Annotated in this window: 16 protein-coding genes and 1 pseudogene; 10 read left to right on the forward strand and 7 right to left on the reverse strand. The window is 69.3% G+C overall.

The genetic code is table 11. The features are described from left to right. The first annotated feature begins 74 nt into the window (after positions 1 to 74). From AB0H93_RS28080 to AB0H93_RS28105, 6 genes are all read left to right on the forward strand, one after another. Complete coding sequence (locus AB0H93_RS28080) at positions 75 to 1,898, forward strand: hypothetical protein (RefSeq protein ID WP_358576320.1); 1,824 nt, start codon at positions 75 to 77, stop codon at positions 1,896 to 1,898. After that, positions 1,895 to 2,053, forward strand: a complete 159-nt coding sequence (locus AB0H93_RS28085; protein WP_165968018.1) for a hypothetical protein — start codon at positions 1,895 to 1,897, stop codon at positions 2,051 to 2,053. Before AB0H93_RS28080 ends, AB0H93_RS28085 begins: the two co-directional genes overlap by 4 nt. Before the next feature lie 184 nt (positions 2,054 to 2,237). After that, complete coding sequence (locus tag AB0H93_RS28090; protein WP_358576321.1) at positions 2,238 to 2,528, forward strand: hypothetical protein; 291 nt, start codon at positions 2,238 to 2,240, stop codon at positions 2,526 to 2,528. A 220-nt stretch (positions 2,529 to 2,748) separates the two neighbouring features. Further along, positions 2,749 to 3,549, forward strand: a complete 801-nt coding sequence (locus AB0H93_RS28095; RefSeq protein ID WP_358576322.1) for a hypothetical protein — start codon at positions 2,749 to 2,751, stop codon at positions 3,547 to 3,549. Positions 3,550 to 3,637: 88 nt separating this feature from the next. Next, complete coding sequence (locus AB0H93_RS28100; protein WP_358576324.1) at positions 3,638 to 5,536, forward strand: fumarate reductase/succinate dehydrogenase flavoprotein subunit; 1,899 nt, start codon at positions 3,638 to 3,640, stop codon at positions 5,534 to 5,536. Beyond that, positions 5,537 to 6,280: a succinate dehydrogenase/fumarate reductase iron-sulfur subunit gene (locus tag AB0H93_RS28105; RefSeq protein ID WP_358576325.1), complete on the forward strand. Its 744-nt coding sequence runs from the start codon at positions 5,537 to 5,539 to the stop codon at positions 6,278 to 6,280. Between the two features lie 88 nt (positions 6,281 to 6,368). Here the strand turns inward: AB0H93_RS28105 and AB0H93_RS28110 are convergent, their stop codons facing one another. Genes AB0H93_RS28110 through AB0H93_RS28120 form a run of 3 tightly spaced genes read right to left on the reverse strand, consistent with a single transcriptional unit; the run spans position 6,369 to position 7,819 of the window. After that, positions 6,369 to 6,791 (reverse strand): YbaB/EbfC family nucleoid-associated protein, encoded by a 423-nt coding sequence (locus AB0H93_RS28110; protein ID WP_358576327.1) that lies wholly within the window; start codon positions 6,789 to 6,791, stop codon positions 6,369 to 6,371. 35 nt (positions 6,792 to 6,826) lie between these two features. Beyond that, positions 6,827 to 7,552, reverse strand: a complete 726-nt coding sequence (locus AB0H93_RS28115) for a WXG100 family type VII secretion target (protein WP_358576328.1) — start codon at positions 7,550 to 7,552, stop codon at positions 6,827 to 6,829. Between the two features lie 36 nt (positions 7,553 to 7,588). Beyond that, positions 7,589 to 7,819 (reverse strand): hypothetical protein, encoded by a 231-nt coding sequence (locus AB0H93_RS28120; RefSeq protein ID WP_358576329.1) that lies wholly within the window; start codon positions 7,817 to 7,819, stop codon positions 7,589 to 7,591. 377 nt (positions 7,820 to 8,196) lie between these two features. On the opposite strand from AB0H93_RS28120, the pseudogene AB0H93_RS28125 reads away from it, so the two are divergent. After that, positions 8,197 to 8,253 (forward strand): annotated as a pseudogene (locus AB0H93_RS28125) (DUF397 domain-containing protein); the annotation flags it as partial. A 3-nt stretch (positions 8,254 to 8,256) separates the two neighbouring features. Further along, complete coding sequence (locus tag AB0H93_RS28130; protein ID WP_358576459.1) at positions 8,257 to 8,457, forward strand: DUF397 domain-containing protein; 201 nt, start codon at positions 8,257 to 8,259, stop codon at positions 8,455 to 8,457. A gap of 65 nt (positions 8,458 to 8,522) precedes the next feature. Here the strand turns inward: AB0H93_RS28130 and AB0H93_RS28135 are convergent, their stop codons facing one another. Together AB0H93_RS28135 and rsgA are read right to left on the reverse strand one after the other, a co-directional pair. After that, positions 8,523 to 9,803 (reverse strand): GNAT family N-acetyltransferase, encoded by a 1,281-nt coding sequence (locus AB0H93_RS28135; RefSeq protein ID WP_358576330.1) that lies wholly within the window; start codon positions 9,801 to 9,803, stop codon positions 8,523 to 8,525. Positions 9,804 to 9,850: 47 nt separating this feature from the next. Continuing rightward, positions 9,851 to 10,693 carry a ribosome small subunit-dependent GTPase A gene (gene rsgA / locus AB0H93_RS28140; RefSeq protein WP_358576332.1) on the reverse strand — a complete coding sequence of 281 codons (843 nt, stop codon included), beginning with the start codon at positions 10,691 to 10,693 and terminating at the stop codon, positions 9,851 to 9,853. Positions 10,694 to 11,733: 1,040 nt separating this feature from the next. Here rsgA and AB0H93_RS28145 point away from each other — a divergent pair. Further along, entirely contained in the window at positions 11,734 to 12,516 is a 783-nt protein-coding gene (locus AB0H93_RS28145; RefSeq protein WP_358576334.1) for a VanZ family protein, read from the forward strand. 111 nt (positions 12,517 to 12,627) lie between these two features. Here the strand turns inward: AB0H93_RS28145 and AB0H93_RS28150 are convergent, their stop codons facing one another. Both AB0H93_RS28150 and AB0H93_RS28155 read right to left on the reverse strand, forming a co-directional pair. Then, positions 12,628 to 13,500: an SDR family oxidoreductase gene (locus AB0H93_RS28150; RefSeq protein WP_358576336.1), complete on the reverse strand. Its 873-nt coding sequence runs from the start codon at positions 13,498 to 13,500 to the stop codon at positions 12,628 to 12,630. A 520-nt stretch (positions 13,501 to 14,020) separates the two neighbouring features. Continuing rightward, complete coding sequence (locus tag AB0H93_RS28155; protein ID WP_358576337.1) at positions 14,021 to 14,638, reverse strand: DUF305 domain-containing protein; 618 nt, start codon at positions 14,636 to 14,638, stop codon at positions 14,021 to 14,023. Positions 14,639 to 15,031: 393 nt separating this feature from the next. Between AB0H93_RS28155 and ctaD the strand changes: the two genes are divergently transcribed. Beyond that, positions 15,032 to 16,780 carry a cytochrome c oxidase subunit I gene (gene ctaD, locus AB0H93_RS28160; RefSeq protein WP_358576338.1) on the forward strand — a complete coding sequence of 583 codons (1,749 nt, stop codon included), beginning with the start codon at positions 15,032 to 15,034 and terminating at the stop codon, positions 16,778 to 16,780. Positions 16,781 to 16,815 lie beyond the last annotated feature (35 nt).

The following is a 16,815-nucleotide window of genomic DNA, read 5'->3' on the forward strand; positions in this document are numbered from 1 at the left end:
AGTCCGAACCGTGACAACAGCCAATGTCACATTAGGGCGTGACATTGTCTAGGTCTGCGTGTTCCACTACTGCCATGACCTCGCTCATGCAGCAGCTGCCGGACACCCGCCCGGCCGGTGGGGCCGCCCTGGACCAGATCCTGATCGCCTCGGGAAGCGCGACGCTGCTCACCGCGCTCCTGCTCCTGCTCGGCTACGGTCACCGCACCGGTCGCACCAAGCTGCTCGCGCGGCTCGCCGAGCGCTCCGAGCACTCCTGGTTCCTCCGCGGGCTGCCAGGCTGGGCGGCGTTGCCGATGCAGCTCGCATTCGGCTCGCTGGTGCTCGCGCTGCTGGGCATGTACTGGGACATCTCGCTGCACATCACGCAGGGTCGCGACGAGGGGCCGCTGGCGAACATCGCGCACTACCCGATCCTGTTCGGGCTGTTCGGCCTGTTCGCCGCGGGCATGTTGGCGATGGTGCTGCCGCTGGGCGAGCGCCCCGGTCGCGCGGCGGTGCGGATCACCCGCGACTGGTACGCGCCGACCAGCGGAATCCTGTTGGCCGGCGCGGGTTTCTACGCGCTGCTGGGCTTCCCGCTCGACGACGTCTGGCACCGCATCTTCGGCCAGGACGTCACGCTCTGGGGTCCGACGCACCTGATGCTCATCGGCGGTGCGGGCCTGTCGCTGATCGCCCTCGCCCTGCTGGAGCGCGAGGGCCGGTTCGTGCGCACCGGGCGGGCCGAGACGATGCTCGCCTGCTACGTGCGGCGCGGCATGATCGGCGGCGGGATGCTCGCGGGGCTGTCGGTCTTCCAGGCCGAGTACGACTTCGGCGTCCCGCAGTTCCGGCTGGTGCACCAGCCGCTGCTGATCGCCGTCGCCGCCGGGTGCGCGCTGGTGGTCGCCCGCATGTGGGTCGGGCGGGGCGGCGCGCTGTTCGCGGTCGGCTTCTACGTCCTGATCCGCGGCGGCGTCTCGGTCCTGGTCGGCCCGGTGATCGGGGAGCTGTTCGCGGCCGTCCCGCTGTACGTCGTCGAAGCGCTGTGCGTGGAGGTCGCGGCGGTCGCGCTGCTGCGCAGGCCGCTGGCGCTGGGCACGGTGTCCGGCCTGCTCATCGGCACGATCGGGTTCGCCAGCGAATACGTGTGGACGCAGTTCGCCTTCGTGATGCCGTGGACGCCGGACATGCTGCTGGAAGGCGTGCTCATGGCCATCGTCGGCGGCGTCAGCGGCGGCCTGCTCGGGGCGCTGCTCGTGTGCGCCCTGCGCGGCGAGCTGCCGAGCCTGCCGGTGCGGCGAGCGGTGTTCGGCGGCGCCCTGCTGGCGATCGCGCTGGGCGTCACCAACGGGCTGATCGGCACCGCGCCCGCGGGAGTGCGCGCGACGATGGCGCTGGACCAGCGGACCGGCCAGGCGGACGTGCGGCTGGACCCGCCCGCGATCGCCCAGGACCCGACGTGGCTGGCGGTGACCAGCTGGCAGGGCGGCACGCTGCAGGTCGACCACCTGCGGCGGATCGGCGACGGCCACTACCGGACCGCCGACCCGGTGCCGGTCGACGGGACGGGCAAGACCCTGCTGCGGTTGCACGACGGCCGCGCGATGCTCGCGTTCCCGATCCACATGCCGGCCGACGCGGCGCTGGGACTGCCCGAACTGGCCGCGGAACCGCAGTTCACCCGCGACGGCCAACCGGAATGGCAGGTGCTGCAGCGCGAGACGAAGCTGGGCATCCCGCCGTGGCTGTGGGTCAGCGCGTCGCTGGTGGTGCTGGCGTGCTCGGTGGCGCTGGTGGTGTCGCTGGGCTGGGGAGCGCAGCGGGTCTCGCGCGCGATCTCGGGCCCGCCGACGGCCCGCCGGGCCAAGCACCGAGCGGTCCGGGTCGCCCGGCTCGCGGACGGCACGGCATGACCTCGGCGTCGGCGGAGCTGGTCCTGGCGAGCCACCCGATCATCACGGCGGTCCCGTTCTTCGTCCCGACGTTCGCGGTGGTGGCGGTGGTAGCGGTGATCGTCTACCGGGACCGCCGCAAGAACCCCCGAGAAGACGAAGACCAGGACACCTGATCTCGGCGGGGCCCGTGAGTGCTTTGGGGTGCCATTGCGCCCCAAAGCACTCACGGGTTTTGAGGTCGCCTGACCCCGGTGGGGGAATTCGAGCAAGATCTACAGTGTGGCACTTGTCACATTCCGTCATTGGGGGCAGAGTCGGTGCGGTACTGGCCCCGCTAGGCGGAAGAGGTGTTCGCCCATGGCCTCGACGACGACCGAACTGGCCGATCTCCAGCGCGTCCTGGCGCAGCTCCGCAGCAGCGTCGGCGCGCTGCGGTCGCGCTACGGCGACGCCCCGGCCGTGCGCCGGATCCACAACGATGTGGAGCGACTGGACATAGACATCGCCGAACTCTCCGGCACCATGCCCACGCAGCGGCGCAGCACCGAGTCCGCCGAGGACGTGGTGATCGTGCCGGACACCCCCTACGACCCGTCGCTGTGGCGCGACGCCGACGACGAGGGGCTGGGCGGGCGGGCCCCGCACTAGGCCGCCACAGGCACTGCACGCCGCCAGTCGGCAGCCGCTCGCCTGTCCGCAGTGGACCGGCCCGGATGCGGGGGAGGAGCTCCCCCGCATCTCGCTTGATCGGGGGAATGCCACGACCGGGTTGCGCCGGTTGGGGGACTACCTGGGTCGAGGCCGTTGATCCACAATGAGCGACCTCAGGTGAGCACCGCCGGACGAACCTAGACAACGAGGTCTGCGAATGTCCGCACCACCTTCCGCCTCAGGACGGGCACGGATCTCCGTGCGAACCCTCCGCACCGACCGGTGGTGGCTGCCGCCGCTGGTCACCTTCCTCGGGCTGCTGGCCTTCGTGGTCTACGGCCTGATCCGCACCTTCATGAACCAGTGGTACTGGGTTCCCGAGTACCACTACCTGGCGCCGTTCTACTCGCCCTGCCTGTCCACGGCGTGCGTGCCCGGCTCCAGCCACTGGGGGCAGCCGGCGCCGGACCTGGGGCCGTTCGTGCCGCCGCCGATCTTCGTGCTGCCGTTCGTCCTCGGCTTCCGGCTGACCTGCTACTACTACCGGAAGGCCTACTACCGGTCGTTCTGGGCGTCGCCGCCCGCCTGCGCGGTCACCGAACCGCACCGCCGCTACTCCGGCGAGACCCGGTTCCCGCTGATCATGCAGAACGTGCACCGCTACTTCTTCTACGCGGCGCTGGTGGTGGCCGCGGTGCTCACCTACGACACGGTGATCGCCTTCCGGGGCGCCGACGGCGGCTTCGGCATCGGGCTGGGCACGCTGCTGATGGTGGCCAACGTGGTGCTGCTGTGGTCGTACACGCTGTCCTGCCACTCCTGCCGGCACCTGATCGGCGGCCGCATCAACCACTTCTCCAAGCACCCGGTGCGCTACTGGTTCTGGACCAAGGTGACCTGGCTCAACGGCAAGCACATGCTGCTGGCCTGGTCGTCGCTGGTGTCGGTGGCCCTGGTCGACCTCTACGTGCTGCTGGTCGCCAGCGGCGCGTTCCCGGATCCCAGATTGTTCAACTAGCGGGCGCCGCCCCTGAGAACCCGCGGCGGTGCCCGCTGAGTCCCACACCGCAAGCGGCTGCCGCCGCTTGTGAAGCAGAAGGAAGTCGATGGTGGAGATCGAACGGCACGAGTACGACGTCGTCGTGATCGGCGCCGGCGGCGCCGGTCTGCGCGCGGCGATCGAGGCGCGCTCCCAGGGCCTGCGCACGGCCGTGGTGTGCAAGTCGTTGTTCGGCAAGGCGCACACCGTGATGGCCGAGGGCGGCATCGCCGCCTCGATGGGCAACGTCAACTCCCGCGACGACTGGCAGGTGCACTTCCGCGACACCATGCGCGGCGGGAAGTTCCTGAACAACTGGCGGATGGCGGAGCTGCACGCCAAGGAGGCACCGCAGCGGGTCTGGGAGCTGGAGACCTACGGCGCGCTGTTCGACCGCACCCCGGACGGCCGGATCAGCCAGCGCAACTTCGGCGGCCACGAGTACCCGCGGCTGGCGCACGTCGGCGACCGCACCGGCCTGGAGCTGATCCGCACGCTGCAGCAGAAGATCGTGTCGCTGCAGCAGGAGGACCACGCCGAGCACGGCGACTACGAGGCCCGCATCAAGGTCTTCCAGGAGTGCACGGTCACCGAGCTGCTGAAGGATTCCGCGCGGATCTCCGGGGCCTTCGGGTACTGGCGGGAGTCCGGCCGGTTCGTGCTGTTCCAGGCGCCGGTGGTCATCCTCGCCACCGGCGGCATCGGCAAGTCGTTCAAGGTGACCTCGAACTCCTGGGAGTACACCGGCGACGGGAACGCGCTGGCGCTGCGGGCCGGGGCGTCGCTGATCAACATGGAGTTCGTGCAGTTCCACCCGACGGGCATGGTCTGGCCGCCGAGCGTGAAGGGCATCCTGGTCACCGAGTCGGTGCGCGGCGACGGCGGAGTGCTGCGCAACTCCGAGGGCCGCCGGTTCATGTTCGACTACATCCCCGAGGTCTTCAAGGACAACTACGCGGACAACGAGGCCGAGGCCGACCGCTGGTACGACGACCCGGACAACAACCGCCGCCCGCCGGAGCTGCTGCCGCGCGACGAGGTGGCGCGCGCGATCAACAACGAGGTGAAGGAGGGCCGCGGCTCGCAGCACGGCGGGGTGTTCCTCGACGTGGCGACCCGGCTGCCCGCGGAGCAGATCACCCGGCGGCTGCCGTCGATGTACCACCAGTTCAAGGAACTCGCCGATGTGGACATCACCGCGGAGTCCATGGAGGTGGGGCCGACCTGCCACTACGTGATGGGCGGCGTGGAGGTGGACCCGGACACTGCGGCGTCCCGGGTGCCGGGCCTGTTCGCGGCCGGCGAGGTGGCCGGCGGGATGCACGGCTCCAACCGGCTGGGCGGGAACTCGCTGTCCGATCTGCTGGTCTTCGGCCGCCGCGCGGGTGCGGGCGCCGCCGAGTACATCGCGGGTCTCGAAGATCGCCCGGCGATCGCGGAGTCCGATGTGGACGCCGCGGCGCGGCGCGCGCAGGACCCGTTCGCCTCCGCGGCCTCGCCGAACGCGGAGAATCCCTATGCGCTGCACGCCGAACTGCAGCAGACGATGAACGACCTGGTCGGGATCATCCGCAAGGGCACGGAGATGCGGCAGGCCCTGGAGCGGCTGCGGGACCTCCGAGCGCGCGCCGAGCACCTCGCGGTGGAGGGCAACCGGCAGTTCAACCCGGGCTGGCACCTGGCCCTCGACCTGCGGAACATGCTGCTGGTCAGCGAATGCGTGGCGCGCGCCGCGCTGCTGCGCACCGAGAGCCGCGGCGGCCACACCCGCGACGACCACCCGGGGATGGACGCGAACTGGCGGCGCAAGCTGCTGGTCTGCAGCGTCGGCCACGAGCGGATCGAGGTCGTCGAGCAGCCGCAGGCGCCGATGCGCGAGGACCTGCTGACGCTGTTCAAGGTCGAGGAGCTGCGCAAGTACTACACCGAGGAAGAACTGGCGGACGTCCAGGTGAAGGGGCTGTAGATGGGTTACCAGGCGCACTTCCGGGTGTGGCGCGGTCCGTCCGACGGGGCGCTTCGCGACTACACCGTCGAGGTCAACGAGGGTGAGGTCGTGCTCGACATCATCCACCGGTTGCAGGCCACCCAGTGCCCGGACATGGCGGTGCGGTGGAACTGCAAGGCGGGCAAGTGCGGCTCGTGCTCGGCGGAGATCAACGGCCGGCCCCGGTTGATGTGCATGACCCGGATGTCGACGTTCGAGCGCTCCGAGACGATCACGGTCACGCCGATGCGGACGTTCCCGCTGATCAAGGACCTGGTCTGCGACGTGTCCTACAACTACACCAAGGCCCGCGAGGTGCCGGCGTTCGCGCCGCCGGAGGGGCTGGAGCCGGGCGAGTACCGGATGCAGCAGGTGGACGTGCAGCGCTCCCAGGAGTTCCGCAAGTGCATCGAATGCTTCCTGTGCCAGAACACCTGCCACGTCATCCGCGACCACGACGACAACAAGCAGGCGTTCTCCGGGCCCCGCTTCCTGATGCGGGTGGCGGAGCTGGAGATGCACCCGCTGGACGCGGCCGAGAACCGCCCAGAAGAAGCGCGCGGCGAGCACGGCCTCGGCCTGTGCAACATCACGAAGTGCTGCACGGACGTCTGCCCGGAGAACATCCAGATCACGGACAACGCGCTGATCCCGCTGAAGGAGCGGGTGGCGGACCGCCGCTACGACCCGATCCTCCGCCTCTTCCGCCGCACGAAGGACTGAGCGCCTCCATTCCGGGGCGAGAGCCTCGTTCGTCGGAACTCGCCGGTCGAACGCGGCTCTCGCCTCTCCGTGCTGTCCGGAAGGCCGCTCAACGCAAGTATGTCGTTTGTGCGTAGTCGTCGTCGAAATCCTCGGAGTGCGTTGCGGATTCGCGATTCGACGGGAGCTTCGCCGACTCTCGTTCCTGCGGTGCGGTTCCGGCCAGCTCGAACAACTGGCGGAAGCTGCGGGCCTCCCCGATAGCGGGGCGCAGCGCTTCCAACTGCATGTTCGCGGCTTCTGCCGTCGCTGACTGGATTGCTGCCAGCAGCTGCCCGGACAAGGCAGCGGCGTCGTACCGTCTGATTGCGAGCGGGGATATCGTCAGGTCGACGACGTGTCCGGTCGCCATGGCGCGCACCTCCACTTCGCCATCGCAGGCCTGGACCGTGGCGATCTTGTTGCGGATCTCCTCGGCGATCGCCTCGATCTGGTCGCTGTGCTCGCCGAAGCGCTGTTCGTCGTGGTTCATCTGCGTTTCCTCTGCGTGCTGGTGGCCGACCGGACTTACTTCGCCCGGCCCTGCTGGTTGGCCGAGTAGAAGTCGATCGAGCCGAGACTCACTCCGACGAACTCGGGGGAGGCGGGCGGCAATACGTCCTGCAAGCTCTTCTTCTCGGAGAGCTCCCCGAACTCCTTGAGCTTGGCCTCCAGTTCCAGCAGCTTCTTCTTCCGCTTGGCGCCGATCGTGACGAGTGTGCCGATCAGCGTGGTGAGCGCAGCGACGATCGCTGCCACCACGAGCGGTACCCAAACCTCGGCGGTGATCGCCGCGAATGCGTTGGCCGCGGCCGCGCCGCCGATGGCGCCGAAGATCGCGCCGAGCACTCCCATGGTTGCGACGCCGATTGCCTCGCCGGTGTCGAACTTCGCGTCTTCGAGCGCTTTCTTGATGTCGACAAGCGCTTCCGCGATCTGCTCGGCCGCGCTGCGCTGGTTGTCGATCACTTCCAGGAGCTCGGTGAGGTAGTCGTGAAACGCGGTCGCGCTCTGGCCACGCCACATGCTCATCGCGCGTTCGCTGTTGCGGTCCAGCTCATCGCGGTGTTCGTCGATGAGCTCGGCGACTTTCTTCCACTCTTCGGCCCGGGTTTCGAGTTCTCCGGGCTCTGGTGAGAGGAGCTTGATCGCTTCAGGTGCGGGATCCTTGACGCCGACCGTGTTGGCGGCCGCCGTGAGCAGGGGCAGTCCGGACTGATTGGTCAATGCGAGCAGCGCTGAAACGTCGGTCATCGTGGTTTCCTCGGGACGCCGGTGCCGGGCAGGGAGTTAGTTGATGATCTTTTCCTGGAGTTTCACCTGGTGGTCCGCGATGTCGACCACCGCATCCGCGACCTTCCGCACCTGATCGCCCGTCTTGCTGACAGCGGCCTGCAACGAGCTGCGAACCTGGTCGTAAGTGCGGGAAACGAGCTGGCTGACTTCCTCATCGCCGAAAGCGGCGTGGGAAATCCGCAGGGTTTCCACCTTCTTCGCCGCATCCGCCAGGTCTTCGCCCACGAATCGGATGTTCTTGGTGCCCAGCGATCTCAGATCCTCGATGTCCTGGATCCACAGGTTCGACGCGTTCATATCGGCATCCCGATGCTCTTGGGGTACGCAAGCTCGTGACCACGCCCAGCCGCACCAGGCGTGTTGGTCAACGAGGAGGAGCTGCGTCCGCTGATGGCTCTACCGCCAACCTCCGTGGCGGTTGGCGACCATATTGCCCGGGACGGGCGAAACTGATCAACTGCGGTTCGGGTCTAATGATCATCGACTGCGGAGTGGCGGCGCGCCGGACACCGTCGCGCTAGGAAACTCGGGGAGCGGGTGTACTTCGACGGAAGCGAGGACACCGACGCGATGCTCCGAACCTTCCAGCGTCTCATAACACCGGGTGGTTCAAGAGCAGTTACAGCTCCAACGACAGCGACAACTGTGTTGAGGTTCGGATCATCGCTGATGACGAGTGGTTAAAGAGCAGCTACAGCGGTGGCGGTAATGATCACTGCGTTGAGGTCAAGCTTGGGCGCGGCGTTGTGGGGGTTCGGGATTCGAAGGACCGGAGCGGGCCCGCGCTGTGGGGCGGGGCGGCTGGCTGGGGCTCGTTCGTCGGGCGTGTCAAGGCCGGGGGCTTCGACGCCGCCGCCGGGTAGCGCCGGGGTCGTGAGTGCGTAGCAGGGCTCCAGCCCGGTTACGCACTCACGACTCCCTCAGCGGGTCAGATGCCGAACGGGGCCGGGTACCGGACCTTGCCGCCGGGGATCTCGGCTTCCGGGTCGAGCGGGAGGGCCATCATGGCCTCGTCCGGGACCTCGATCGTCAGGCCGATCCCGAACTCCGATGCCCGCCTGAACCCGAAGCGCGGGTAGTACTCGGGGTGCCCGAGCACCAGGACCAGCTTCTCGCCCATCGCGCGCGCCGCTTCCAGCCCGGCCCGGATCGTCGCCGAGCCGGCTCCGGTGCGCTGGTAGCGCTGCAGCACCGCGCATGGGCCGAGCGTCAGGGCCGGGAAGCCGTCGACGTGGCTGCGGGTGAGCAGCGAGTGGCCGACCACCTCGCCGTTCGCGTCCTCGGCCACGATGGACAGGCCGTCGATCCACGCCGGGTCCTCGCGCAGCGCCTCGATCAGGTCCGCCTCCAAGGCGGTCGGGAAGGCGTCGAGGTTGACCGCGCGGATCGCGGGGATGTCGGCTTCGGTCTCCGGTCGGGTGGTCCACATCTCGGTGCTCTCCTCGTGATTCGGGCGCAGTACGTAGCCGGTGTAGCGGTAGTCGCGGCCGTGCGCCCGGCGGATTTCGATCTCGGACCGGGTGGCCGCGACCGCTTCCCGCATCCCGGGCGCGGTCAGGTCGGCCGCCGCGATGCGCTCGGCCAGCGGGGTGTAGTACTCGTCGAACCAGTCCGTCCCCGGCAGGTGGTAGATCGCGGACACCTCGTATCCGGCCCGGACCGCGGCGGACGTGTTGGCCTCGGTCGTGCGCAGCGCGTAGTGCGAGTCCCAGAACGCCCGGGCTTCGGGAGCCGGATCGGCGGTCGCCCACTCGCACTCGGTGACGACCAGCACGCCGCCCGGGGCGAGCAGTCGCCGCCAGGACGCCAGCGCGGTGTCGAAACCGATGTTGTAGGCCGAACCTTCGGCCCAGACCAGTTCGAAACTCCGGTCCGGGTAAGGCAATTCCGCCATCGTTCGCACGTCGGTGTCGATCGCATCGCCCATCCCGCTCGCCTCCGCGGCGGCGCGCAACTCCGCCAGGAACGGCTGGTGCAGGTCGACGGCGGTGACCCGGGCGCCGGCCTCGGCGGCCAGCAGCAGGGACGCCCGTCCCGGCCCGCAGCCGATGTCGAGCGCCCGAGGTGCCTCGGGAGGTGCGGCGAGTTCGAGCAGGCGCCGGGTGGTCGCGTCGGATCCGGGCCCCTGCCGGGGCAGGCCGTGGTGCAACGCGAAGAACGCGTCGCGCACGGCATCGCGGTCCGCGGCGTGCGAACTGTTGTCGTTCACAGCGGTTTTCTCCGTGGTCGTGGATGTTCGATCCGGTCGGTCAGCGGTCATTTCCTGCCCCGGAACCGGTAGTTGGCGCGCAGATGCCGGGTGATGGCCTTCTTGCGGTCGTCGCGTTCGGCGCGCAGCCGGGCGTCCGCGCGGGACGCCGCCCAGGCGTTCTCCCGCTGGAGCTTGCGGTAGCTGTCGAGCCGGCGGGCGCTGAGCTCGCCTGCGGCGATCGCGGCCTGGACCGCGCAGCCGGGTTCGGTGTCGTGGCCGCAGTCCGCGAACCGGCAACCGCCGGCGAGCTCCTCGATCTCGGCGAAGACCCGTTCCAGCCCCTCGTCCGCGTCGAACAGCCCGATGCCGCGCAGGCCGGGGGTGTCGATGAGCACCCCGCCGCCCGGCAGCGGGATCAGCTCGCGGCGCACCGTGGTGTGCCGCCCCTTGCCGTCCTGCTCCCTGATGGCGCCGGTGGCCAGCCGGTCGGCGCCGAGCAGGGCGTTGGCCAACGTGGACTTGCCCGCCCCGGACCGGCCGAGCAGCACGACCGTCCCGGTCAGCAGGCCGCTGAGCCGGTCGATGCCTTCGCCGGTGACGACGCTGGTGGCGACGGTCTCGGCACCGGGCGCCAGCAGCGCGAGCTCGGCGATCAGTCGCTCGGGGTCGTCGGCCTGGTCCACCTTGGTCGCGACGACGACCGGTACCGCGCCGCTCTCCCAAGCCAGCGCGAGCAGGCGCTCGATCCGGCCGGGGCTCGGTCGCTCCACCGCCGGAACGACCACCGCCGCGGTGTCGACGTTGGCCGCCAGCACCTGCCCGTGCGACGAACGCGACGCGCTCGACCGCACGATGGCGCTGCGCCGGGGGAGCAGGACCGCCAGCCGCGGATCTGCGCCCGGGCGCACGGCGGCCCAGTCGCCGGTGCACGGCGCCTCGAGCGGATCGGCCGGAGTCGGGGACGTACCGACGCGCCCGGTCCGTCGGCGGTGATGACGTCGCAGCTGCCGCGGTCGACGCCGGTGACGCGCGCCGGGATCAGACCGGCCGCTCGGTGCTCGGAGAAGGACTGGTCGAGCGTCTCGTCCCAGCCGAAGGAAGCGAGATCGCCTGGATGTGCGGAAGTGTTGTGTGACAACGGAGGGAACTCCTGGTGATGGGAGTCCCGGTGGAGGCGCGCGCAGACACGTCCGCAACGCGGGCGGACCTGTCAGCGAAGACGGCGCATCAGACCGGGACTCGGGACGTGAGAACGGTCCGGGCGCTGCGTGCAGCAGCGATCACCAGGGCAACCATTGAATCTCACCTCCCGTTCCACCTGCGTCGTCGAGCACGAACGGACCCAAGGCTAGCAGGACCGGATTCCCGGGAGCACGTGATTTTTCGCACCGCCGCGGCAGCCGGGCGCGGGCGGGTCGGCCCGACTTCGCGCCGGTCGGGCGATTCTCCGCTATTCCTCCGCTGTTCACCGCGCGTTACCCGGAATTCACGAGGATTCGCAGTGTTTCCCGTTTGGGAATTGTGGGAATTATCCTCAGTCGCGTTGTGTAACGGCGGCCCTCTTGTCGAAACCCCTGTTCGGGGTGCCCTTCTGGTGATCTGTCCATCCTCAGTGGACACCAGTGGTGGAGGTGGCGGGTTTTTGCCATGGTCCTGGTGGGTTCTGGGGCGGCGGTTAGGTTCGACCGCAACCAAGTTGATTTCGGATCTTTACCCGAGCAGTGCGGGGGAGTGGCGGAGGTAGGTCATGCGGAAGGCGCCCGTCGGGCCCCGACAGCGGCGGCGTCACCGCACCGGCCGGATCGTCCCGCCACCGGAACACCCCCGGCCTGCCGCGACTTCGCGGCAGGGCTCATCGGCGGCCGGGCGTCGGCGGACCCCGAGGCGATGTCCGGCCGCCGCCAGCCCCTGATCCCTTGCAGGTACCGGTCAACGCAGACCGCTGGAAATGAGAGTTCCCAACGGTTCCTGGTCATCCGGCGATCCACTGTGGATTTCCGGTGGCCGCGTCGTCCTGGCGCTGGCGGCCAGAGGAAGTGCGGCGAACGTGCAGCAGATTCTCGTGGCATTCGACGGATTCGTACCAGTGGTCACCGTTCTGCTCCCGGTCGCCGTGGCGGCGGCGCTCGGATCGGCATTGGTGCGCAACTACCTGACGGAAAGATCTGTGCGGTGGGGCCCGCTGATCGACGGCGTGCTGGTCCTCTCGGTGCTCTGCGTGGCATACCTCGTCTTCACGCCCCAGCGGCCGGCGGCCGAACCGGTCCGGCCGGACCTGGGGAAGGACGTGTCGATGGCGCTGGCCGCCGACCCCGGCGACTCGCTGCCCTGGGTGCAGCTGGCCGGGAACCTCGTCCTGCTGCTGCCGCTCGGCGTGCTGGTGCCGCAGCGGGTCCGGTGGTTCGACAGCATCGTCAAGATCGCGTTCGGCGGGCTGGTGCTGGCCTGCTCGATAGAGCTGGTCCAGTTCCTGGCCGTCACCGGCCGGGTGGCGTCCACCGACGACGTCGTGTGCAACACGATCGGCGCGACGGTCGGCGGCATCCTGGTCCGCGCGCCGAGCTGGATCGCCGCGGCGATGCCCGGCCGCCCGCAGCACAGCGCGACGGGCCGCGACGACCAGACCGTCTGGCTGCTGATCGCCAAGGTCGAGCGGGAGCGGCAGCGCGAGCTCGCGGCGCCGTTCCGGCGGCGGGTGGGCCCGCTGGTCGGCGAGCAGCGCTCGCGTTGAGACTCCGGTGGCCGGGGCCGCCTTCCGCGTCAGACAACCCGGCCACCGGTCCCAACCGTTCGGGACCGCGCGTGCCTTGCGCTGCTACGGCGGCACAAAGCACGCGCGGCATCAGCCCTGGAGCTTCTGGTGGCGCTCGCTCAGGGAGCGGCCCAGTCCGGTGACTTCCTGCTCCAGCTGCGGGATGAGGCGGCGCAGGATGGGGAGCATGAGCCGCTCCGCGAGTCGCGAGGACGGCACGTTGCGGAGCCAGTGCATCACCATGATCGCCCGCGGCACGTAGACGCGGCGGGCGCGGCGCTCGACACCGTCGGCGAAGGCCTTGCCGCAGTCCTCGACGCTGGTGGTCGCCCGCATCGGCCACGGCAGCCGCTTGCGCATCGCTTCGAAGGTGCGCAGGTCCTTCGCGACGTCGCGCACCATGTCGGTGTCGATCCACGACGGGTGCGCGCTGCCCACCGCCACGCCGAGGTGCGCCACCTCCGAATGGATCGCGCTGGCCAGCGCCTCCGAACCCGCTTTGCTCGCGGTGTAGGCGGCCATGCCGCCGGTCGGGCTGAACGCCGACAGCGACGAGACCACCAGCAGGTAACCGCGGCGGTCGATCAGGTGCGGCAGGGTGGCGCGGGCGGTGTGGAAGACGCCGTTGAGGTTGACGTCGACGGCCTTGACGAACGCGCGCGGATCGGAGTGGCGGACCGTGCCGATCGGCGCGATCCCGGCGTTGGCGATGACCACGTCGAGGCGGCCGAGCTGCTCGACGGCGGCGGCCACGGCGGCCTCGATCGAGTCGGGGTCGGTCACGTCGGCCTCGGCCCAGAAGTGGCCGTCGCCCAGTTCCGCGGCCACGGCGGCGAGCTCGTCGGGCTCCAGGCCGACCAGGGCGAGCCGGGCACCGCGCCGGGCCAGCTCCCGCGCGGTCTGCGCGCCGATCCCGCGCGCGGCGCCGGTGATCAGGACGACTTTCCCGGACACGTTCGGCATGAGCACTCCCTAGGTTCGTGCGGCCAGCGAGCTATCTACTGATCAGTAGGCTACTCATAGTAGGTTCTGGTCGCGGGGAGCGGAAGAGAAAGCGCCGAACTGGCCCGCGGCAGCCGGTCGCACACCGCGCCGATCTGCTGGTGGGCGGAGTTCCTGCTGGTCCGGGCGTCGTTTGGGCGGCGAAACCCGCCGAGTCGGGCCAGCGCGAGCCGGACTCCGAGCAATGACGTCTCGATGTGATCTTCGCGCCGTTTTCGCGCGAAAACGGCGCCCTGCACCAAGCGACCTCGCCGCTGAGCGGACGGAAATCCGCCCGCGTCGCACCCGAACTCCTAGGACGGGGACGCGTCGAAGATCACTGGCGGCGCGGCGGAGATACACCTGATCGGGCTAAGCGTGAAGGGCGTCTTCGGCCGGTGCGGACCGGCTGGAGACGCCATTCGGCTCCGCGGAGGAAAAAGAGAAGGGCGCCTCCCGCCGGTTGCCCGGCGGAAGGCGCCCTCCGCGTCTTCGAGTCGCGTCAGCTCAAGGCGTTGAGCTTCGTGACGGTCTGCTGCTCCTCGGCGACGAGCTCCTCGGCCAGCTGGCGCATCTGCTGAGCGGAGCCTTCCTCCTGCTCGGTGCGGGCCAGCTTCCCGGCGCCCTGCTGCAGCGACAGCATCGCCTGCTTCCACTGCTGGTCGAACTGCGCGCCGGACAGCTTCGAGATCTGCTGCAGCTGCTGGTCGGTCTGCAGACCCGCGTCGGCGGAGTCGCCGGCCTCGTCCTCCGGGGAGCTGCCGGACTGCTGGCCGGCAGCGGAGTTCAGGAACGCGGTCAGCTGGTCGACCTGCGGCTGAGCCGCCTGCTTGAACTCCGCGGCGAGGGCCTTGACCTCGGCGCTCTGCGCGGTGGTGCCGGCCAGCTCGGCGAGGTTCACGACCTGCTGCCGGTTGGCGAGCAGCTGCTGCGCGAACTCGCGGTCCGTCGCGGTGTGCTCGCCGGCCGGGGCGTGCCCCTGCCCGGCGTGCTGCTGCGCGGTCGCGGGCGGCGGCGTGCCCGGGGCCGGGGGCTGGTCGCTGGGTTCCTCGCTCGGCGTGCAGCCCGCGAGTGCGAGACCGCCGGCCAGCACGGCGCCGATGATCGTGCTCCTCCGCACGTGCTTCCCCTCCAGGATCTGGTGGACGTCGTCCCAGGGCGGCCCGTTGATCGCTAGCTGCTGATCACAGCTGGGCTGCCGGACCTTTTGCCCCGTAGGCTAACCGGCGCCCCGCGGGCGCGTGCGGCCGACGTCGCCGGGAACCGCCCGCCGTGCGCGTGCTGTCGAGTTGATCTCACTACGCGTGACTGGGCACGTCGCAATGAATAGGGTGGCTACGGCCCGGCCGAAATGCGGCCGGACGCCCGGACTAGTATCCGCAGTCGGCAGGCATCGCGACTGACGTGTGCTGCAGGGGTCCTGCAGGGTGTCGCATGCTGTCAACCGACCCAACCGGGTCGGGCGAGCCCTAGTCGGGTTCGAAGAGGCTTCAAAGGGAGTGCAGGAGGCACCGTGACGGCCGTCGCGCCACAGCCGATCGCCACGCGCCCCTATCCGGTGCGCAAAACGGTCAAGGGGTCATTCCTGGCGCGGATGTTCCGCACCACGGACCACAAGCAAATCGGCATCCTCTACCTGGTCACGTCGATGGCGTTCTTCCTGGTCGGCGGCCTGATGGCGATGCTGATCCGCGGTGAGCTCGCCGTCCCGGGGATGCAGTTCCTCTCGCAGGAGCAGTACAACCAGCTGTTCACCATGCACGGCACGATCATGCTGCTGCTGTACGCGACGCCGATCCTGTTCGGCTTCGCGAACTACGTGCTGCCGCTGCAGATCGGTTCGCCGGACGTCGCGTTCCCGCGGTTGAACGCCCTCGGCTACTGGCTGTACCTGTTCGGCGGCCTGATGGTCGTCAGCGGCTTCCTGCTGCCGGGTGGCGCCGCCGACTTCGGCTGGTTCGCCTACACCCCGCTGTCGGACGCCCTGCACTCGCCGGGTCACGGCGCGGACATGTGGATCGCCGGCCTGGCGGTCTCCGGTCTGGGCACCATCCTCGGTGCGGTCAACATGCTGACCACCGTGGTCTGCCTGCGCGCGCCCGGCATGACGATGTTCCGGATGCCGATCTTCACCTGGAACATCATGGTCACCAGCCTGCTGATCCTGATGGCGTTCCCGATCCTGACCGCGGCGCTGCTGGGCCTGATGGCCGACCGCCACCTCGGTGCGCACGTGTTCGACCCGGCCAACGGCGGCGTGATCCTCTGGCAGCACCTGTTCTGGTTCTTCGGCCACCCCGAGGTCTACATCGTCGCGCTGCCGTTCTTCGGCATCGTCTCGGAGATCTTCCCGGTGTTCAGCCGCAAGCCGCTGTTCGGCTACACCGGTCTGGTGCTGGCCACGCTGGGCATCGCGGCCCTGTCGGTCGTCGTGTGGGCGCACCACATGTACGCCACCGGCGCGGTGCTGCTGCCGTTCTTCGCGTTCACCACGTTCCTGATCGCGGTCCCGACCGGTGTGAAGTTCTTCAACTGGATCGGCACCATGTGGAAGGGGCAGCTGACCTTCGAGACGCCGATGATCTTCAGCGTCGGCTTCCTGGTCACCTTCCTCTTCGGCGGTCTCACCGGTGTCCTGCTGGCCATGCCGCCGGTCGACTTCCACGTCTCGGACACCTACTTCGTGGTGGCCCACTTCCACTACGTGCTCTACGGCACGATCGTGTTCGCCACCTTCGCCGGCATCTACTTCTGGTTCCCGAAGATCACCGGCCGGATGATGGACGAGCGGCTGGGCAAGCTGCACTTCTGGCTGACCTTCATCGGCTTCCACGGCACGTTCCTGGTGCAGCACTGGCTGGGCAACGAGGGCATGCCGCGTCGGTACGCCGACTACCTGGAGTCCGACGGCTTCACCATGCTGAACACGATCTCGACGATCGGCGCGTTCATCCTGGGCGCCTCGATGCTGCCGTTCCTCTACAACGTGTTCAAGAGCTACCGCTACGGCGAGGTCGTCACGGTCGACGACCCGTGGGGCTACGGCAACTCCCTGGAGTGGGCGACGTCCTGCCCGCCGCCGCGGCACAACTTCACCGAGCTGCCCCGGATCCGTTCCGAGCGGCCGGCGTTCGAGCTGCACTACCCGCACATCTCGGAGCGGATGCGGCTGGAGGCGCACCTCAGCCTCACCGGCAAGACCCTCGCCCACAAGCACGAGGAGAAGCCGGCGGTCGGTACGTCGGACGACGCGGAGAAGTGACCTGCGCGCTAGCCCCGCACGGCGAAACTGTGCCA

This window comes from Saccharopolyspora sp. NPDC050642 (assembly GCF_040654735.1).
GTDB classification, from domain to species: Bacteria; Actinomycetota; Actinomycetes; order Mycobacteriales; family Pseudonocardiaceae; genus Saccharopolyspora; species Saccharopolyspora elongata.